Annotated in this window: 19 protein-coding genes; 12 read left to right on the plus strand and 7 right to left on the minus strand. The window is 65.3% G+C overall.

Annotated elements, in window-relative coordinates:
- Positions 1-43 precede the first annotated feature (43 nt).
- The gene (locus L1P09_RS10240) at positions 44-1,435 is read left to right on the plus strand and encodes an alginate export family protein (RefSeq protein WP_054904095.1); all 1,392 of its coding nucleotides are present in this window, start codon (positions 44-46) and stop codon (positions 1,433-1,435) included.
- Positions 1,436-1,468: 33 nt separating this feature from the next.
- Positions 1,469-2,701 carry a 3-(3-hydroxy-phenyl)propionate transporter MhpT gene (gene mhpT / locus L1P09_RS10245; protein ID WP_054904094.1) on the plus strand — a complete coding sequence of 411 codons (1,233 nt, stop codon included), beginning with the start codon at positions 1,469-1,471 and terminating at the stop codon, positions 2,699-2,701.
- Between the two features lie 360 nt (positions 2,702-3,061).
- Here the strand turns inward: mhpT and L1P09_RS10250 are convergent, their stop codons facing one another.
- Both L1P09_RS10250 and L1P09_RS10255 read right to left on the minus strand, forming a co-directional pair.
- Complete coding sequence (locus L1P09_RS10250; protein WP_235768783.1) at positions 3,062-4,039, minus strand: D-2-hydroxyacid dehydrogenase family protein; 978 nt, start codon at positions 4,037-4,039, stop codon at positions 3,062-3,064.
- A gap of 58 nt (positions 4,040-4,097) precedes the next feature.
- The gene (locus L1P09_RS10255) at positions 4,098-5,006 is read right to left on the minus strand and encodes a LysR family transcriptional regulator (RefSeq protein ID WP_054905654.1); all 909 of its coding nucleotides are present in this window, start codon (positions 5,004-5,006) and stop codon (positions 4,098-4,100) included.
- 96 nt (positions 5,007-5,102) lie between these two features.
- Here L1P09_RS10255 and L1P09_RS10260 point away from each other — a divergent pair, with 96 nt between their 5' ends.
- Positions 5,103-6,281: an MFS transporter gene (locus L1P09_RS10260; RefSeq protein ID WP_029886083.1), complete on the plus strand. Its 1,179-nt coding sequence runs from the start codon at positions 5,103-5,105 to the stop codon at positions 6,279-6,281.
- A 14-nt stretch (positions 6,282-6,295) separates the two neighbouring features.
- Here the strand turns inward: L1P09_RS10260 and L1P09_RS10265 are convergent, their stop codons facing one another.
- Positions 6,296-6,919 (minus strand): glutathione S-transferase family protein, encoded by a 624-nt coding sequence (locus L1P09_RS10265; RefSeq protein WP_009685126.1) that lies wholly within the window; start codon positions 6,917-6,919, stop codon positions 6,296-6,298.
- 191 nt (positions 6,920-7,110) lie between these two features.
- Between L1P09_RS10265 and L1P09_RS10270 the strand changes: the two genes are divergently transcribed.
- Together L1P09_RS10270 and L1P09_RS10275 are read left to right on the plus strand one after the other, a co-directional pair.
- Entirely contained in the window at positions 7,111-7,413 is a 303-nt protein-coding gene (locus L1P09_RS10270; RefSeq protein ID WP_009685125.1) for a DUF3077 domain-containing protein, read from the plus strand.
- 79 nt (positions 7,414-7,492) lie between these two features.
- A complete protein-coding gene (locus tag L1P09_RS10275; RefSeq protein WP_054905653.1) occupies positions 7,493-8,230 on the plus strand; it encodes a hypothetical protein in 738 nt (245 codons plus the stop codon).
- 9 nt (positions 8,231-8,239) lie between these two features.
- Here the strand turns inward: L1P09_RS10275 and L1P09_RS10280 are convergent, their stop codons facing one another.
- Entirely contained in the window at positions 8,240-9,991 is a 1,752-nt protein-coding gene (locus L1P09_RS10280) for a phosphoethanolamine transferase CptA (protein ID WP_235768784.1), read from the minus strand.
- Between the two features lie 204 nt (positions 9,992-10,195).
- On the opposite strand from L1P09_RS10280, the gene L1P09_RS10285 reads away from it, so the two are divergent.
- The gene (locus tag L1P09_RS10285) at positions 10,196-10,351 is read left to right on the plus strand and encodes a DUF2986 domain-containing protein (protein ID WP_009685121.1); all 156 of its coding nucleotides are present in this window, start codon (positions 10,196-10,198) and stop codon (positions 10,349-10,351) included.
- A gap of 25 nt (positions 10,352-10,376) precedes the next feature.
- On the opposite strand, the gene L1P09_RS10290 is transcribed toward L1P09_RS10285, so the two are convergent.
- From L1P09_RS10290 to L1P09_RS10300, 3 genes are all read right to left on the minus strand, one after another.
- A complete protein-coding gene (locus L1P09_RS10290; RefSeq protein ID WP_235768785.1) occupies positions 10,377-10,769 on the minus strand; it encodes a hypothetical protein in 393 nt (130 codons plus the stop codon).
- A gap of 173 nt (positions 10,770-10,942) precedes the next feature.
- The gene (locus L1P09_RS10295) at positions 10,943-11,533 is read right to left on the minus strand and encodes a biliverdin-producing heme oxygenase (protein ID WP_029886078.1); all 591 of its coding nucleotides are present in this window, start codon (positions 11,531-11,533) and stop codon (positions 10,943-10,945) included.
- 74 nt (positions 11,534-11,607) lie between these two features.
- The gene (locus tag L1P09_RS10300; RefSeq protein ID WP_235768786.1) at positions 11,608-12,555 is read right to left on the minus strand and encodes a LysR family transcriptional regulator; all 948 of its coding nucleotides are present in this window, start codon (positions 12,553-12,555) and stop codon (positions 11,608-11,610) included.
- A gap of 92 nt (positions 12,556-12,647) precedes the next feature.
- Between L1P09_RS10300 and L1P09_RS10305 the strand changes: the two genes are divergently transcribed.
- The 6 genes from L1P09_RS10305 to L1P09_RS10330 are packed head-to-tail and all read left to right on the plus strand — an operon-like array spanning position 12,648 to position 17,992.
- Positions 12,648-13,595, plus strand: a complete 948-nt coding sequence (locus L1P09_RS10305) for a ketopantoate reductase family protein (RefSeq protein WP_232892963.1) — start codon at positions 12,648-12,650, stop codon at positions 13,593-13,595.
- A complete protein-coding gene (locus L1P09_RS10310) occupies positions 13,592-13,990 on the plus strand; it encodes a VOC family protein (RefSeq protein WP_029886075.1) in 399 nt (132 codons plus the stop codon). The genes L1P09_RS10305 and L1P09_RS10310 overlap by 4 nt, the downstream gene beginning before the upstream one ends.
- Entirely contained in the window at positions 13,987-14,442 is a 456-nt protein-coding gene (locus L1P09_RS10315) for a MaoC family dehydratase (RefSeq protein ID WP_029886074.1), read from the plus strand. Before L1P09_RS10310 ends, L1P09_RS10315 begins: the two co-directional genes overlap by 4 nt.
- The gene (locus L1P09_RS10320; protein ID WP_054905649.1) at positions 14,439-15,671 is read left to right on the plus strand and encodes a CaiB/BaiF CoA transferase family protein; all 1,233 of its coding nucleotides are present in this window, start codon (positions 14,439-14,441) and stop codon (positions 15,669-15,671) included. The genes L1P09_RS10315 and L1P09_RS10320 overlap by 4 nt, the downstream gene beginning before the upstream one ends.
- Entirely contained in the window at positions 15,668-16,486 is an 819-nt protein-coding gene (aroE, locus tag L1P09_RS10325) for a shikimate dehydrogenase (protein WP_235768787.1), read from the plus strand. The genes L1P09_RS10320 and aroE overlap by 4 nt, the downstream gene beginning before the upstream one ends.
- A gap of 60 nt (positions 16,487-16,546) precedes the next feature.
- Entirely contained in the window at positions 16,547-17,992 is a 1,446-nt protein-coding gene (locus L1P09_RS10330; RefSeq protein WP_166524970.1) for an MFS transporter, read from the plus strand.
- The last annotated feature ends 16 nt before the right edge of the window (positions 17,993-18,008 follow it).

Here is an 18,008-nt window from a genome sequence, read left to right on the forward strand (position 1 = left end):
CAGAGTTATCCAATTTTATAAAAACAAGTAAAGGAAACTTCTGATGACCAAGCCGTTGAACCGGGCATGGGTGCTCGTTGTGCTGCTTTCGCTATGCCAGTACACGTATGCTGCGAACCCGCTGGAAGAGAGCCGGCCAGGCCGGCCCGGCGCGCCGCGCTGGGTCGAGGACTACCGCTTCCTCGATGACCCCGCCAAGGCCAGCGACCCGTTCGATGGGCTGCGCTACCACCGGTTGTCCGAGTCCGCCTGGCTGCAGCTCGGCGCGGAGGCCCGCTACCGTGCCGATGCATTGGACCAACCCTTCTTCGGTTTGCGGGGCCTGAAAGACGACTCCTACCTGCTGCAACGCTTGCAGGCGCATGCGGACCTGCACCTGTTCGATGACGGGCTGCGCACGTTCTTGCAGGTGGAAAACACCCGCGCCTTCGGCAAGGACCTTTATTCGCCCAACGACGAAGGCCGCAACGAAATCCGTCAGGCGTTCATCGACTTCAATCATGACTTTGCCGCAGGCCGGTACACCACCCGCGTCGGTCGTCAGGAAATGGCCTACGGCGATCAGGTCTTCGTCACCTACCGAGACGCGCCGAACCTGCGCCTGAGCTTCGATGGCGTGCGCGCCAGCCTCAACCTCAAGCGCGGCTACAAGCTCGATGCCTTCGCCGTCAGGCCACTGAAAACCGGTGCGGACAGCTGGGATGACGGCAGCAACAACGCGGTGAAGTTCTATGGGCTGTACGGCACGTTGCCGCTGACCCCCAGCTGGAACATGGACCTGTTCGGCTTTGGCCTGCAGACCGAAGCGCGCAGCCTGGCTGGCGAGGTCGGCGACGAGCAGCGCTACACCTTCGGCACTCGCCTGTTCGGCCGCTATCAAGCGCTTGACTGGAGCTGGAACCTGGCTGGCCAGCGGGGCCACCTGGGCGGCGCATCGATCCGCGCCTGGGCGCTGTCGAGTGACAGTGGCTATACCTTCGCCCACCCCTGGCAACCGCGCCTGGGGCTGCGCGTCGATGCTGCCAGCGGCGATGGCGAGCCTGGCGATGGCAAGGTCGGTACCTTCGACCCGCTGTTCCCGCGCAACGGCGTGTATGGCGAAGCCAGCCTGACCACCTTGAGCAACTTGATCGTGGTCGGGCCCACGTTCGGTTTTTCGCCGTCGCGCACGGTGCGTTTCGAGCCGGCCGTGCTGGCGGTGTGGAAGCAACGCGAAGAGGACGGGGTGTACATGCCGGGCATGAGCATGCTGGCCAACACCCGGGGAACCGGGCGCCATGTCGGCACCATCTACCGGGCCAACGCCCGTTGGCTGGCCACACCCAATCTCACGCTGGACCTGGACCTCAAGTACTACGACGTTGGCGCTGGCATCAAGGAGGCCGGCGGCGAAGATTCTTCGATCGTTTCCTTGCGTGCCACATTCAGGCTTTGACTTCACGACCCATAACAACAACAGGGGCCACACATGAGTCATTCATCCAAAGCTGCAAGCAAGCCGGTGCTCACCATCGGCCTGTGTTTTCTGGTGGCGTTGCTTGAGGGCCTGGACCTTCAGGCCACCGGCGTCGCCGCACCGCACATGGCCAAGGAATTCGCGCTGACCCCGGCGATGCTCGGCTGGGTATTCAGCGCCGGGTTGCTCGGGCTGTTGCCGGGCGCGTTCATTGGCGGCTGGCTGGCCGACAGGCTGGGCCGAAAAGCGGTGTTGATCGTCGCGGTATTGCTGTTCGGTGGTTTTTCGCTTGGCACTGCGCATGCCGACAGCTACAGCACGCTGTTGATCGCACGGCTGGTGACAGGGTTGGGGCTTGGTGCAGCGCTGCCTATCCTGATCGCCCTGGCCAGCGAGGCGGCGCCGGAGCACCTGCGCAGCACGGCGGTGAGTGTGACCTACTGCGGCGTGCCGCTGGGTGGGGCGATCGCTTCGGTGATCGGCATGGCCGGGTTGGGTGAAGACTGGCGAGTGGTGTTCTACGTGGGCGGTATTGCGCCGATCTTGATTGCCCTGGTGCTGATGCTGTGGCTGAAAGAGTCCCAGGCGTTTCGCGCCCGGCCTGCTGCCAGCGCGGGTGATGCGGGGTTGCTGACCCAGCTGTTCGGGCCGGGGCAGGTCAGCCGCACGCTGCTGCTCTGGCTGGCGTGTTTCTTCACCCTGACTGTGCTGTACATGCTCCTGAACTGGTTGCCGTCGTTGTTGATGGGCCAGGGTTACAGCCGGCCGCAGGCGGGTGCGGTGCAGATCCTGTTCAACCTTGGCGGCGCAGCAGGCTCGTTCCTGACCGGGCGCATGATGGACCGCGGGCATGCCGGGCGTGCGGTGTTCATCGGCTACGCCGGGATGCTGGCCTCGCTGGCTGGGTTGGGGCTGTCGAGCAGTTTTGCGCTGATGCTGGTGGCGGGCTTTACCGCCGGTTATTGCGCCATTGGCGGGCAACTGGTGCTGTATGCCTTGGCACCCACGCTGTACCCCACCCACGTGCGCGCCACAGGCGTTGGTGCGTCTGTGGCCGTGGGCCGGCTGGGCTCGATGGCCGGGCCATTGGCTGCCGGGCAAATCCTGGCGGCGGGGGCGGGGGTAGGGGGCTTGCTGCTGGCGGCCTCACCCGGCCTGGTGGTGGCCGCGTTGGCAGCGCGCGCGTTGCTGGGGCAGCGTAAACGCGCAGTTCTGCCTGCTGCGGCGCAGAACGCCGCGCCATAGGCCTGCCTGTAGTGCAGGGGCCGCTTTGCGGCCCATCGCAGGCAAGCCACACACAGGGGGCGCATCAGGGCTGATAGGTGTTTGTCACAAGATATGCAGCGCCTGTGAGATCGAGCGCCGCCCGCGCGGCGCATCGCGAGCTGCGCTCGCTCCGTTTGTTTCGGGCCAATTATTCCTGTGGGATTTGCGCGCGAACGCCTTGGCGCATGCCTCAAAATCGCGTCGTACGAACAAGGCGGCCGCGCGCATCTGGCACAGGGGTTACTGGCCCGAAACAAACGTAGGAGCGAGCGCAGCTCGCGATTGCGCCGCGCGGGCGGCGCTCGATCTCACAGGCGCTGCATATCTGCTGGCAAACACTCAGTTCCCTGCCGCCAGTACCTGCGGGTTGGCCACGTTCTGCGGTGCCCCCCCGAAAAACGCCAGCACATTGTCAAAGGCATCACCGAAATACAGCTCGTAGCCGGTCTTTTCCACATACCCCAGGTGGGGCGTGGCCAGCACACGCGGGTGGCGCAGCAGGGGGTGGCCGGGGTCGAGCACCGGCTCCTGCTCGTACACATCCACCGCCGCATAACCTGGCCGGCCTGTATCCAGTGCTTGCAGCAACGCCCCTGGCGCAATCAGTTCCGCGCGGCTCACGTTCACCAGCAGGGCGTCCTCCTTCATGCGTGTCAGGTCGTCCAACGTCACCCGGTGCCGGGTTTGCTCGGACAGGCGCAGGTTCAGGCTGACAACATCCGCTTCGGCAAAAAACGCCTCGCGTGACGCCGCGGCCCGGTGGCCATCCGCCGCGGCGGCGGCCCGGCTGCTGTCGCTGCCCCACACCAGCACCGGCATGTCGAACGCCTGCGCATAGCGGGCCAGGCGTTGGCCGATCTTGCCGTAGCCCCAGATACCCAGCACCTGGCCAGCCAGTGCCTGCCCCAGGTTGACTTGCCAGTGGCCTTGGCGGAAGGCATCGATGGCAGGCACCAGTTGGCGGCGGGCATTGAGTATCAGCGCCCAGGCCAGCTCCGCTGGGGCGACTGGCGAGCCCCGGCCCTCGGTCACCATGATGCCCCGGGCGGTACAGGCGGCCAGGTCGAGGTGGCTGGAGACCTTGCCGGTCTGGCTGATCAGCTTGAGGCTTGGCAGGCGATCGAGCAGGGCGGCGTCGATGCGGGTGCGTTCGCGGGTCAGTACCAGCGCGTCAGCGTCGGCAAAGCGTGCCGCCAATTGCTCGAGCGTCGCTGGCTGGGGGGCATGCAGTACGTGGACATCGTGCCCGTGCAGGCGACTGAAGCAGTCGAGGGTACGGATCACGTCCTGATAGTCGTCGGGGATGACAATGCGCATGGTGGTCGAGCCCTGGCAGTACTATGGGGGACCCACGATACCCCAACCTGACCTGCGTTCAAGTGCCTACAAAGGGGGGTGATAGCTGCTCCACCAGAAAATCCACGAACACCCGCACCCGCGCCGGCATCGACGGCCCGCCCACGAACACGGCATGGATCGGCTCGCGGTCGTCAGGATTGTAGGCTTCCAGCAGCGGAAGCAGGCGCCCGCTGGCCAGGTCATCGGCCACCGTGAAGGTGCCGATGCGGGCCACGCCTGCACCCAGCCTGGCCAGCTGTGCCAGTGCTTCGCCGCTGCTGCATTCGATGTTGCCCCGCACCTTCAACGCAAAGACCTCGCCGTCGCGGCGGAACGGCCAGTCTGCTACGGCCCGGCGAAAGTTGAAGTGCAGGCAGTTGTGGCCGGCCAGGTCTTCAGGCACCAGCGGCGTACCGCAGCGCGCCAGGTACTCGGGCGAGGCCACGACCACCTGGCCGGTTTCGCCAATTGGGCGGGCGCTGAGCGAGCTGTCGGGCAGGTGGCCAAAGCGCAGCGCAACGTCGGCCTGGCCGGCGTGAATGTCGGCCACCTCGTCGCTGATGGTCAGGTCGACCAGTACCTGCGGGTAACGCGCGCTGAACGCCGCCAGCAGCGGCACCACGGTCAAGCGGGCATGCCCTTGCGCGGCGCTGATGCGCAAGCGCCCGCGCGGCACGCCCTGGTCGGCGATCGCATCCTCGACTTCCTGCAGGTCGGCCAGCACCCGCCGCGCGCCGCGCAGGTATGCCTCGCCCTCGGGGGTCAAGGTCAGGGCCCGGGTGGTGCGCAGCAGCAGGCGGGTGCCCAGGCGCTGCTCGGTGCGGGCGAGAATGCGGCTGACCGCCGAAGGGGTCAGGTTCAAGGCGCGGGCGGCGGCAGACAGGCTGCCCGCGTCCACCACCTTGGCGAAAACCGCCATTTCACCGGATCTACCGCTGAAGTCCATTTGTGCCTCGCAAGCAAAGGTGATTGGCAAAAAGGCTGTCTAGTGCGCCAGGGAAGCAGATCGTAGCATTTGCCGCATAGCTAAGGAGTTTTTGCCATGCGTATCAATCCACCTCTGGTCGCACTTGCCATCGGTGCCTTCGGCATCGGTGTCACCGAGTTTGCCCCCATGGGCATGTTGCCCAGTATCGCCACTGACCTTGGCGTTTCCATACCTGCTGCCGGGCTGTTGGTCAGTGCCTATGCCCTCGGTGTGCTGATCGGCGCACCGCTGATGACCCTGGCCACGGTAAGGATCCCGCGGCGTTACCTGTTGATCGGCCTGATGGCGATCTTCACCCTGGGCAACCTGATGTCGGCACTGGCCAGTGACTACGCCAGTCTGCTGGTTGCCCGCGTGGTCACGTCACTTAACCACGGCGCGTTCTTTGGCATCGGCTCGATCGTCGCCGCCAGCGTGGTACCGCCCGAGAAGCGCGCCGGGGCGGTGGCAGCGATGTTCATGGGCCTTACACTGGCCACCATCGGCGGGGTGCCGCTGGCCACCTGGTTTGGTGAAATGCTGGGCTGGCGCACGGCGTTCTGGGGCATCGCCGGGCTTGGCCTGATCGCGATGACCACGCTGTGGTATGCACTGCCGAACGTACCTTCGCCCAAAGGCGACGGGGCCATGGCCGAAATCCGCGTGCTCGTGCGGGGGCCGGTGCTGGCGGCGTTGTTGCTGACCGTGGTGGGCTCCAGCGCCATGTTCACGGTGTTCACCTACATTGCGCCGATCCTGCAGAACGAAGCTGGCGCGTCCACCACCTTCGTCACCGCCATGCTGGTGCTGTTCGGTGTCGGCCTGACCTTGGGCAACGTGTGGGGCGGCAAGGCAGCGGACCGCTCGGTCGAGCGCACCTTGATCCTGTCGTTGGCGGTGCTGATTGCCGTGCTGCTGGTGTTCCCGCTGGTGCTGGACTGGCCACTGCCCACGGCACTGGCGATCCTGGTCTGGGGTGCGGCCAGCTTCGCCTTGGTGCCACCGCTGCAGATGCGCGTGATGGAAGCGGCCAAGGATGCCCCCAACCTGGCCTCGGCGGTGAACATCGGTGCATTCAACCTGGGGAATGCGATCGGCGCGGCGCTGGGCGGCGCGGTGATCAACGTGGGGTTGGGCTACGCGGCGATTGCCCTGGCAGGGGCGGCGATGGCGGCGCTGGGCCTGGTGTTGGTACTGCTGTTTGCCTGGCGTGGCCGGGCGGCGGCCATGGCACAGTGCAATGTGCCAGGCTGACCGCGCCGGGGGCTTTACGGGGTGCCGTTACGGCCATGCAGGTGGTAAGCCGGGCGCTCGCTCAGGCGCTCGTAGTAATCGCGCACAGCCGGTAGGTGCGGGTGCTCGAACGGCGTTTCGAACCAGCGGTTGACCGACAGGCCGATAGGAATATCGGCCAGGGTGAACTGGGCACCGGCCACGTAGGCGCCGGTAGCGGCCAGTTGCCGGTCGAGGATGTGCATGTAACGCGCCCAGTCCGCACAACCCGCCGCCAGCGCCACAGGGTCCTGGTGGGCGGGCGAATGCCTGACCAGCGACATGAAGGCGTAGCTCCAGGCGCGGTTCAAGTCTGACGCCTGCCAATCGATCCACTGGTCGATCCTGGCCCGTGCCTGTGCTTCGCCGGGGTAGAACGCGGTGGCGCCATAGCGGTTGGCCAGGTAGCGGATGATGCTGTTGGACTCCCACAGGGTGAAGTCGCCATCCTGGATCACCGGAACCATGGCGTTGGGGTTCAGCGCCAGGAATTGCGCGGTGTCGGTGGCCTTGAAGCCCGTACCCCAGTCTTCGCGCTCGAAGGCGACCTCGAATTCGGCACAGGCCCACAGGACTTTTCGCACGTTGATGGAAGAGGCTCTGCCCAATATCCGTAGCATGATGTTCGTCCTGAGTGGGGGTGATTGATCGTCCGCCACTGCCCGGTCTCGGTCAAGGGGCGGGGTGCAAGGGGGGGCTGCACGGTAACTTTGTAGGGCATTTCCGAAAATGAGCCGTTCCAGGCTCAAGTCATTGTGGTGGCCCAGGCCGCCGCCTAGTCTCGGCACGCTCAACCCCCCGAGGAATGAACATGGAAAACGACACCCCCGAAGACAACAACACGCTCAATGTGGTGGCGGCGGCCAGCCGCTTCGGCCACCCCGATGCCGAACTGGTGCACATGCGACCGCAGTTGCCGATACGAACCGCGCTGACGGAAGCCTCGGCCATCATGGGCTGCATTACTGAAATCACGCGCAAGGCCATCGACCGGCCAAGTGACCGCAAGGTGATGATCAAGGCCACGTTCTACCTGGCGGGCATGGCCAAGGCACTGGTCGATGGCCAGCTGCTGCAGATGCGCCAGGCGCGCGAGAAGGAGGGCATCGAGTAGACAGGGTTGCCTGGGGGCCATGAACTTGGCACCCTTGGGCGGTTTGAATCGTCTGCATCATTTCAAAAGGAGGTTCGCATTGAGTTGGGACAAGGTGGGGAAGCTCCTGGTCGCGGTGCTGGTTGGCCTGATGGTCCTGTCGGCCGCCTACGCGTTGTTCAGGGGCAACCCGCGGCTGGAAGCGTCACTGACGTATGCCTACCTCACCTATCCTGGCCAGTTCAGCGAGCGCATCAGCAAAGCCAGCGACCAGCTCAAGTATGAGCAGTTGCAGGGGCGCATCAACAGCATCAGCCAGGGGCAGTTGAGCCACGATCAGGTCGAGCGCCTGGTCGAACTGGCTCAGTTGCCGTACGCCCAGCTGTTCGCCAAACCGTTCGAGGCGGGGTTGGTGGACCACCGTACCGGCTTGCTCATCGAGCTGCACAACAGTGGCGATGCGCCGGTGCGCCAGGTCAAAGTGCGCCTGCCAGGCAAAGGCCTGGTGCAGGTGCGCGATGCTGCTGGCAACGACACACTGCTGGAGCAGGCTACCGCGCAAGTCGACATCCCTGTCATCGAGCCGGGTAGCCGGTGCAAGGTGTGGGTGTATTTCGACGCCGATTATTCCCAGATTCGCCAGGGCGGCGTCAGCATTACCCATGCCGACGGCGCAGCCAATGTGCAGGTGTATCACGAAGTGATCGGCTTCCCGGCAACCGTGGCCCGCTACAGCCGCGAGCTCATGGGGCTGCTGGTGGTACTGGCGCTGGGCGTGCTGGGCCTGGGTTACGCGCTGCTGGCGCGCCGTGCAGCGCGCCCCGCAGCGCAGCGCTAGGGGCTTGCCTTACTCTCCAGTGTCGCGGCTGGCAGTCTGCTGCTCCCCCATTACCTTGCCCCCAGGCAGTTGATCGAACGGGTGCAAGCCATCTTTGCGGTAGGGGTCGCCGATCCAGCGCGGTGCCGCCACGAATTGCGCGCTCACCAGGCTCTTGGCCGGCTCGAAGCCGTCGTAGCTCAAACCGGCAAGGTCCGACAGCGTATGGATCAGGTGCGAGCTGCTGTACGGGCGCTTGGCCATCGCCTGCAGGTCCCGCGGGTGCTGGGCCTGCCAGCTGGGTGAGGTCCACACCAGGAACGGGATGGTGTACATCGGCCGGGTCGGCGCGCTTTCGTTGCGCCCCAGCCGGTCGTGGTTACCAGAACTGTATACGTCCTCACCATGGTCGGACAGGTAGACCAGGAAGCCATTCGGGCTGCCGGCAGCGTAGCGCTTGATCAGGCTCGACACCACGAAGTCGTTGTAGCGCACTGCGTTGTCGTAGAAATTGTAGGTTTGCACCTGGTCATCGGTCAGCGCACTCGGTGCGCCCTGCTTGTCGGTGAAGTGGGCATAGGCGTCCGGGTAGCGGTAGCGGTAGTCCATGTGGGTGCCCAGCAGGTGCACGATGATGAACTTGTTGGGGGCCGGGTCTTGCAGGGCCTTCTCGAACGGTGCGAGCACCACGTCATCGTACTGGCTGGCATTCTGGTTGCGCTGGTTGTTCAGGTACACCGGCACGTCCGTCTGCTGCGAGAAGGTGGTGAGCATGGTGTTGCGCTTGGTCATGGTTTGCTGGTTGGTGATCCAGAAGGTCTTGTAGCCTGCCTGTTTCATCAGGTTGATCAGCGATGGGTCGGTGAGGAACCGGTCCGGGGCCTGCTCATCGCCGAAGGTCAGAATCTGCTGCATCACTTCGATGGTGTAGGGGCGGGGTGACACCACATCGCGGAATACGGTCAGCCCTTTGTCGTTGGCAGCCAGCGCGTCGAGGTTGGGGGTGGTGTCACGGTTGTAGCCATACAGGTGCATATGCTCGCGGGTGGTCGATTCACCCAGCACCAGAACCAGCGTGCGCGGTGCCGAACCGCTGTTGTCACGCAGGTTCTGTAGGGGCGGCAGGGCAGCATTCTGCGCCAGCAGCGCCTGCATGTTGTCCAGTTGCTGGCGGTACTGGCGGTAGCCGACCAGCAATTGCCAAGGCACTGCAGGTTCCATGCGCTGCTGTACCTTTTCCAGCGCATCGGCAAAATTGCGCTCCTGGGTGACCATTTGCTTGTAGAACGGCAGCACCAGGTTGGCTGCCAGCAACAGCACCACCACTGGCAGGCGGCTGCGCAGCGGCAGGGAGACCGGGCGCAAGCGGCGCCACAGCAATACTGCCCCCACGGTGTACAGCAGCAACGCCAGGCCCAGCCAGGCACTGAAGTACTGGCTGAAGTACTCACCGGCCTCGGCGGTGTTGGACTCGAACATAACGAAGATGACGCTCTGCGAGAACTCCTGGCGATAAATGCCGAAATAGCTCAGGCCAACCAGCGAAGCAGCCCACAGCAGCAGGCCGATGAGCGCCGCAGTGGCGCGGGTAAGGCGGGGCAGCAGCAGCACTGGGGCCAGCCACAGGCTACTGAGGAAAAACGCATCACGGAAACCCGAGAAACCGGTAGTGCCACTGAACAGCAGCAATGCCTGGGTGACGCCAGAGAAATACCAGAAGAACAGCAAGAGCCAGCCCAGGCCGGCCCAGTCCACGCGGGAAGGGGAAGTGGTGTGTGACACGTGTGCCTCGTCGTACCTTGGTAGCCCGCAACTGTGTGCGTGGCCGGAAAGGACGTGACGCTAATCTGTGGACTGTGAAAATAACGTCAAGGCGAGCAGCCATCGGGCCTTGGTCGTAGCCCGCTGCGCAGCAGCCGTGCGCAGCGGGTTGCTTGCACGGGTATGATGGCGGCAGCTAAACCGTACTCAAAGGCCGTGTGGACCATGAACCGTCGTAAGAAGATCAAGCAGCTGTTGCAGGCGCACCAGAAGAAAGCCAGCGCCAAACTCGCGCCGCGCAAGCCCAGGTACATCTGCAAGGCTGACCGTTTGAAGCTGGAAACAGAAGGGGTGGAGGCGGCCCCACCCCAGGCTGACTGAAGCGCCAGCAGCCGGTGTGTCGGCTTCAGCGGCGGTAGTGCCGGTGTTCGTCATAGTGGCGTTGGTGCATCGCCCGCTCATGGCGGCGCTCCCAATCCCGGCGGCGTTCCCAGTCACGTCGCCGCTCCCAGTCGCGTCGCCGCTCCCAGTCGCGCCGGGCCTGCTCGCGGCGCCACTGCTCGCGGCGCCAGTCCCCCCTGTGGTCGTGCCAGCGGTGGTCATCATGGGCCAGCAGGGGCGCCGGCTGAACAGCGGCGGCATTGGCCACGCTCGACCAAGGGTTGCTGGCCGCAGGCAACGCTGGCTGAACGGCCGGGGCCGCCACCTCGGCCGGTTTCAGTGGCAGGGCCGAAGCCGTGCCCGCTGCTGCAAGCGAGAACAGACCGAACAGCATCCACCTGGCGACTTGTATTTTCATGAGCGAAGCCCACCTCTGATCACAATTGAGCTATCAGGCCAGCGGTGAGGCAAGCTGCTTCGCCTGCCGTGACCGTTCTGTGCCACCCTCATAGACCAGCAACCAGGAAAAAGTTCGCTGTAGCAATAACTTGTACAATTATGCGGCAAGCAACCCGCCCGGCCCAAACCGGATCAGCGTTCGGCAAACACTGCGCGCAGGTGGCTGCGGTAATGCTCGAACGCAGCGATTGCGCCGTTTATCGCCTCGGCCTCTTGCTGTTCATCCAGCGCCAGGGCGTCCACACGGGCCACAAACTCACGCCAATGCAGCGCACGGCCATCAGGGTGCGGGGCCAGGTGGCTGGCGCCCTGGTCTTCACCCAGGCCCAGGCGTTGAGTGTACTTGAACAGAAACGCAGCCCCCAGGTTCGACCCCTCGCTGCAATACAGCCAGCCCAACGCCTGCGCCGGGCTGGCGCACACCGAAGGTGGTGGCGGTGGCGCGGGCAGGCCCAGGTCCAGCAGGTCGGCCTGCACCGCGGCAAACCGTGACAAGGCCGACAGCCCCGGTAGTTGCCGGTTGAGCTGCGGGTCCTGATACAACGCCAGCAAGCTGCCATGAAAACCATGCTGCACCTGCAGGAACCGGCCGTAGCGCTCGCGGCTCTCAAACGGCCGTGCCGCCATGACCAGCTGATCGACGCTGTCATGGTCGCGGCTGCTGGCCGCTTTCAAGCGTTGGCAGCGGCCTGGCTGCGAAACAGAGGGGGGTGCTGCGGTCATCGGCATATCCGTGGCATGAACGTAATGCGCCCATCATGCTTGCCACCTCGGCCAGCAGCAAGCGTTGCGCGGTGTCAGGCGCTTGCCCGGCTGGAGCCCTTGCGCGAGCCGGCTGAGCCGTCGCGGGCGAACAGCCCATGGACCACTGCGCGCAACCAGCGGTTACCCCCGTCCTGGTGGTAGCGGGCGTGCCAGTGCTGCTTGACCGTGAAACCCTCGACCGCGAACGGGCAGTCGTGCACCTGCAAATCATGCATGTCGGCCAACGTCTGGCCGATATGGCGGGGCAGGGTGGCGATCAGGTCGGTGCTCCCGAGGATCATGCCCAGGCCCAGGAACGCCGGTAGCTCCAGCACGATGCGGCGCTCGATGCCGGCCCGCGCCAGTGCCGTTTCCAGCAGCTTCTGGCCGGTGCCGGCGCTGATCTGCACATGGCCTTCGGCGTGGTAGCAGGCCATGCTCAGGCCGCCGGCCAGGCGCGGGTGCCCGCGCGCGCTCAGGCACACCCAGTCCTGGTCGAACAGCACTTGCTGGTACATGCCACCGCCCAGCCACGGTACGAAGCCGATCGCCAGGTCAGCTTCACCCGATTCCAGCGCGCTTTCGCTGTTGCCATCGATGCGTACCGCCTCCAGGCGAATGCCGGGCGCGTGGCTGCGTACGTGGTTGAGGATGCTGGGCAGCAAGGTGATGTGGCTGGCGTCGCTCACACACAGGCGAAAGCGCCGTTGTGCGGTAGCGGGTTGGAAGTGCGGTTCCCAGGCCGCCAGCCGGCGCAGTGACTCGAGGACTTCGCGGCACGGCCCGATCAACTGGTCGGCGCGTGGGGTGGGCGCCATGCCCCCAGGGGTGCGCACGAACAGCGGGTCGTTCAGTTGTTCGCGCAGGCGGCCCAGCCAGATGCTGATGGTCGGCTGGCTCTGCCCCAGCTGTTCAGCGGCGCGGGTAACGCTACGGCAGTGGTAGAGCACATCGAACAGTTGCAGCAGCTTGGGTTCGGGCAGTACCGGGGCAGTGGTCATTATTGCAAATCTCAATGGGGCTATTTGCTGCATTGTATAGCGCTAATAAGCGTGGCTGCATAAGGTGATCGCAAACCACGGAGGTCTGCGATTTGAAAATCTGCATTCTGGGTGCCGGCGCCCTGGGCTGCGCCATCGGCGCGGCCTTGAACGAAGCCGGGCATGAAACCTGGCTGCTCAACCGAGGCCGTGCCCATGTCGAGGCCATCAACCAGCACGGCCTGCAGGTGCAGGATGAGCGCGGCCAGCGCCAAGTCCGCGTGCATGCGGCGACGTGCGCCGATGAGGTGGGGGTGGCCGACCTGGTGGTGGTCTTGGTGAAGTCGTTCCACACCGCCGAGGCGATCGCCGGGGCCACGGCGCTTCTGGGCCCGCAAACGCTGCTGCTGTCACTGCAGAACGGCCTGGGGCACGAGGATATCCTGGCGCAGGCGGCCGGGCGCGAGCGGATACTGGCTGGCAAGACCTATGTCGGCGGCGTGCTGCTGGCGCCGGGGGCGATCCGCGCCGGGGTGGCCGGCAAGCAGACCTACATCGGTGAACTGGACGGGCAGCGCAGCGCCCGCGTGCAGGCTATCGCCGAGGTATTCAACGGTGCCGGCCTGGCCACCACGGTCAGCGACAACATCCTCGGCACCATGTGGGACAAGCTGCTGGTCAACGTCGCCACCGGTGCGCTCAGCGCCATCACCAGGCTCAGCTATGGCCAGCTGTACAGCGAGCCGCTGCTGGCGAGCACCGCCAAGGCGGCCGTTGCCGAAGCGATCGCGGTGGCCGAGCGCGCCGGTATCCGCCTGAGCCTGACCAGCCCCGAGGCAGCCTGGCAGTTGGCCGCCGAAGGCCTGCCGGCGAGCTTTCGCACCTCAATGCTGCAGAGCCTGGAAAAAGGCTCGATCACTGAAATTGACTTCATCAACGGTTCCGTCGTGCGCTGGGGCCAGCGCCACGGCGTCGCCACACCCGTCAACGCCACCCTGGTGGCGTGTATCAAAGGCATCGAACGCGCGATGGCCGACCAGCAGAACAAGGACAACCCATGAGCCAGCCGAAAGCCTACCTCGAACACGTCGCCTTCTGGGTGCGTGACATCAACTGGCATATCCGCTTTTTCAGCGAGGTGTGCGGCATGACTCTGCGCGAGTCGCAGGGTGACCCCGAGCAGCCGACCCAGTACTGGACCCTCGGCGGCCTGCAGTTCATCCACCAGCCCGACTTTGCAGGGCCTGAAGGGCGCATGGCGCACCTGGGGATCATGTGCGAAGACCTGGAAGCGGTGCTGGCGGCAGCACAGCGTTTCGGCGTCAGTGCAATGCCGCAGGGCCGCAACTGGCTGCGCTTGCCCGACGGCCTGGCCGTGGAGTTCATCCAGGCATTACCCAAGGCGACGGTCGCCCAGGCACTGGCTATCAACCCACGTGCGCAGGTGCAGCCATGAGCGTGACTGAAAAGTACTGGGACGACGCCCGCGAGGGCGATGAATGCATCAGCCCGAGCTACACCGTCACCCGCGAACGCATCCTGGCCTATGCCGACCTGACCGGTGACCATACCCCGGTGCATGTCGATGAGGCGTATGCCAATGCCAGCCACTTTGGCTGCCTGGTTGCCCACGGCCTGTTCGGCCTGTCGATCGCCGATGGCTTGAAGACCCAATGCGATTACCGCTTCGTGCCGGGCATGTCACTGGGCTGGACCTGGGATTTCGTGTTGCCGATCAAGGTCGACGATGTGCTGCATGTGCGCATGCGCGTTGGCGCGATGCGCCTGAGTAAAAGCCGCCCGGGTTGGGGCATCGTGGTCCTGCCGTCGGAGCTGATCAACCAGCACGGCCAGGTCGTGCAACGCGGCGAGCACCGGCTGATGGTGCCGTGCAAGGGGGCAGCATGAGCCAGGCATTGCCATTGGCGGGTATCCGCGTCATCGACTACAGCCATTTTCTTGCCGGGCCTTATGTAGGGCGTTGCCTGGCGGCGCTGGGCGCCGAGGTGATCAAGGTTGAACGGCCAGGCAGCGGCGACGCCGGTCGCCAGCACGCGTTCACCCTGGATGACCAGCAAAGCGGTTACTTCCTGCAACTGAACATGGGCAAGCAGGGCGTCAGCGTCAACATGAAGGACCCACGCGGCAAGGCCTTCATGCAGCGCCTGACCGATTCGGCCGACGTGTTCATCGAAAACTACCGGCCGGGCGCGCTGGACAAGCTGGGGTTGGGCTATGCCGAGCTGGCGACGCGCAACCCGCGGTTGGTGTACTGCTCCATTTCCGCCTATGGCCACACGGGGCCGGATGCACACCGTGCCGGCTTCGGGCTGATCGCCGAGGCCAAGAGCGGGATCATGCAGATGGTTGGCGTGCCGGGCGAAGCACCGCCGTTGCTGCGCATTTCGCTGGGCGACATGTACACCGGCATCCACGCCGTGGCAGCCATCAATGCCGCCTTGCTGGGGCGCGTCAGCAGTGGCCGTGGCCAGCACATCGACATGGCCTTGTACGACACGCTGGTGTCGATGCATGAGTACGCGGTGCAGTGCTTCACGCTGTCCAACGGCACCGTACTGCCCGAGCAGACCGGCCATGACATGCCCACCTCGACGTTGTATGGGGTGTTCCGTGCCGCCGACGGCGACCTGGTGATCGCTGCCCAGGTCGATGACGCCTGGCGGCGCTTTGCCGCCATGCTTGAAGCCAATGGTGGCCCGGCAGGTTTTGCCAGCGACAGCCGCTACCACAGTGTGAATGGCCGCAATGCCCACCGCGAGGCAATTCTGGCGGTGGTGCGCGATTGGGTGGGCGCGCGGCCAGTGGCGGCTATCCTGGCCTTGCTCGATGCCATCGACGTGCCCAGCGCCAAGGTACAGCGCATCGACGAGGTGCTGGCCGACCCGCAGATTCAGGCGCGCAACATGGTCGTCGAACAGCATCACCCGCGCTATGGCACACTGCGCCTGCCCAACCTGCCGTTCCGTTTTTCCGACTGCGACACCACCATCCACCAGGTGGCCCCGGACCTGGGCCAGCACAACGCCGAAGTCGCCGCCGGGCTTGGCTTCAGCGCCGAAGAAATCACCGCCATGCAGGCAGACGGGGTGCTGTTCACCCATGGAGAGGCACGATGAGCGACCGCTATGCAGTGATCGGCCGACCGATCAACCACACCAAGTCTCCGCTGATCCACGGGCTGTTCGCCCAAGCCTGTGGCCAGCAGCTGGAATATGGCGCAATCGAGGGGTCGCTGGAGGGCTTCGAGGCCCAGGTGCTGGCGTTCCGCGGTGAGGGTGGGCTGGGCATGAACATCACGGCACCGTTCAAGCTGCGCGCCTTCGAACTGGCCGAGCGCTGCAGCGAACGAGCGCAACTGGCCCGGGCAGCCAACGCCCTGAAGTTCGAGAACGGCGGCATCGTGGCAGAGAACTTCGATGGTATTGGCCTGCTGCGCGATATCGAGGTCAACCTCGGGGAGCCGCTGCATGCGCGTCGTGTGCTGGTACTGGGGGCGGGTGGCGCGGTGCGTGGGGCGCTGCTGCCGTTCCTGCACGCCGGCCCTGCCGAGCTGGTGATCGCCAACCGCGACATGGCCAAGGCGGTGGCGCTGCGCAATGAGCTGAATCACCCGCGGCTGCGAATCAGCCGGTACGAAGAACTGCCGGGGCAGGCTTTCGATATCGTGGTCAACGCCACCTCTGCCAGCCTGGTCGGTGAGTTGCCACCGCTGCCGGCCGGGGCCCTGGCCCAGGCCCGGCTGGCCTACGAACTGGCTTATGGCAAAGGCCTCACGCCATTCCTGCGCCTGGCCCGTGAACAAGGTGTGGCGCGCCTGGCCGATGGTGTGGGCATGCTGGTCGAGCAGGCGGCAGAGGCGTTTGCCTGGTGGCGCGGGGTGCGCCCCGAAACCGGTGCCGTGATCGATCGCCTGACCATCCCGCTGGAGTAGGCCTATGGTTGCCAACGTGCCCGTGCAGCTCCGCGCCCACGAACGGCGACTCGGTTGCCCATGACCGGGCCGCCAACGCAACGCCCTGGCACCCTGGCCCACCCGGCAGCCGCCCAGCGCTCGCGCCAGACCACCTGCATTGCCTTGCTGGTGGCCATCACGTTCTTCATGGAAAACCTGGACGCCACCGTCATTGCCACCGCGCTGCCGCAAATGGCCAGCGACTTCAGCCAGAGCGCGGTCAGCCTGAACATCGGTATCAGTGCCTACCTGCTGGCCGTGGCGGTGTTCATCCCGCTCAGTGGCTGGCTCGCCGAGCGCTTTGGCCCGCGCCAGGTGTTCGCCGGGGCTATCGCCTTGTTCACTGCCGCTTCGTTGCTGTGTGGGCTGGCCGCCAGCCTGGAAGCCTTTGTGGCTGCACGGGTGTTGCAGGGCATCGGCGGCGCCCTGATGGTTCCGGTGGGGCGGTTGGTGGTGTTGCGCACCACCGAGAAAAAAGACCTGGTGAAGCAGCTCGCGGTCATCACCTGGCCGGGCCTGGTGGCACCGGTACTGGGCCCGCCGCTCGGTGGCCTGATCGTCACGCACGGGTCGTGGCCGTGGATCTTCTACCTGAACATTCCCCTCGGTTTGCTGGCCCTTGCCGCCGTCTGGCTGTTGATACCCGACACCCGCTGCGAGGCGCCGCGCCGCTTCGACACGCTGGGCTTCGTCTGGTTGGGCTCGGCCTGTGCGGCTTGGCTGGTGGGCCTGGAGCTGCTCGGGTCACTGGCCGGCGACAGCCTGGGGGCAGGGCTGGTACTGGTAGTGCTTGGGGCTGTGCTGACCGGATTGGCCATCCGTCACGGTCGGCGCCACCCGGCCCCCCTGTTGCCCCTGCACACCCTGGCCATCCGTACCTTCAGGGTCAGCATCGTGGGCGGCACCCTGTTCCGCCTGTCGATCAGCGCGTTACCGTTTCTGATCCCTTTGCTGTTGCAGGTCGGCTTCGACCTGCCACCGTTGGACGCCGGCCTCTTGGTGCTGGCGATCTTTGCCGGCAACCTGGCGATGAAGCCGTTCACCAGCGGGTTGTTGCGGTGCTTTGGTTTTCGCCGCGTGTTGCTGGGCAACGGCCTGGTCGGCGTGGCCTGCATCCTGGCCTGCCTGGGGTTGCAGCAGGGCATGGCGTGGTACTGGATGGCGCTGGTGCTGTTCATGGGCGGGCTGTCACGGTCGATGCAGTTCACCACCTACAACGCGGTGGGGTTTGCCGATGTGCCGCAGCAGCAGATGGCCGAGGCATCGACGCTGTTCAGCATGTGCTTCCAGCTGGCCATGGCCTTGGGGGTGGCGGTGGTGGCGCTGCTGTTGCGCGTGGCCATGCAACTGCGTGGCGGCGAGAGCGGGTTGACCGTTGCCGACTTCCACTGGGCGTTGCTTGGCCTTGCACTGATTGCCGGTGTGGCCCTGCTGGACGCCCTGCGTTTGCCGGCCAATGCCGGCGACCAGGTGTTGCGCAACTGAGGCAACGGGCTGCGTT

The sequence above is a fragment of the Pseudomonas juntendi genome, assembly GCF_021560075.1.
Classification (GTDB): Bacteria; Pseudomonadota; Gammaproteobacteria; order Pseudomonadales; family Pseudomonadaceae; genus Aquipseudomonas; species Aquipseudomonas juntendi.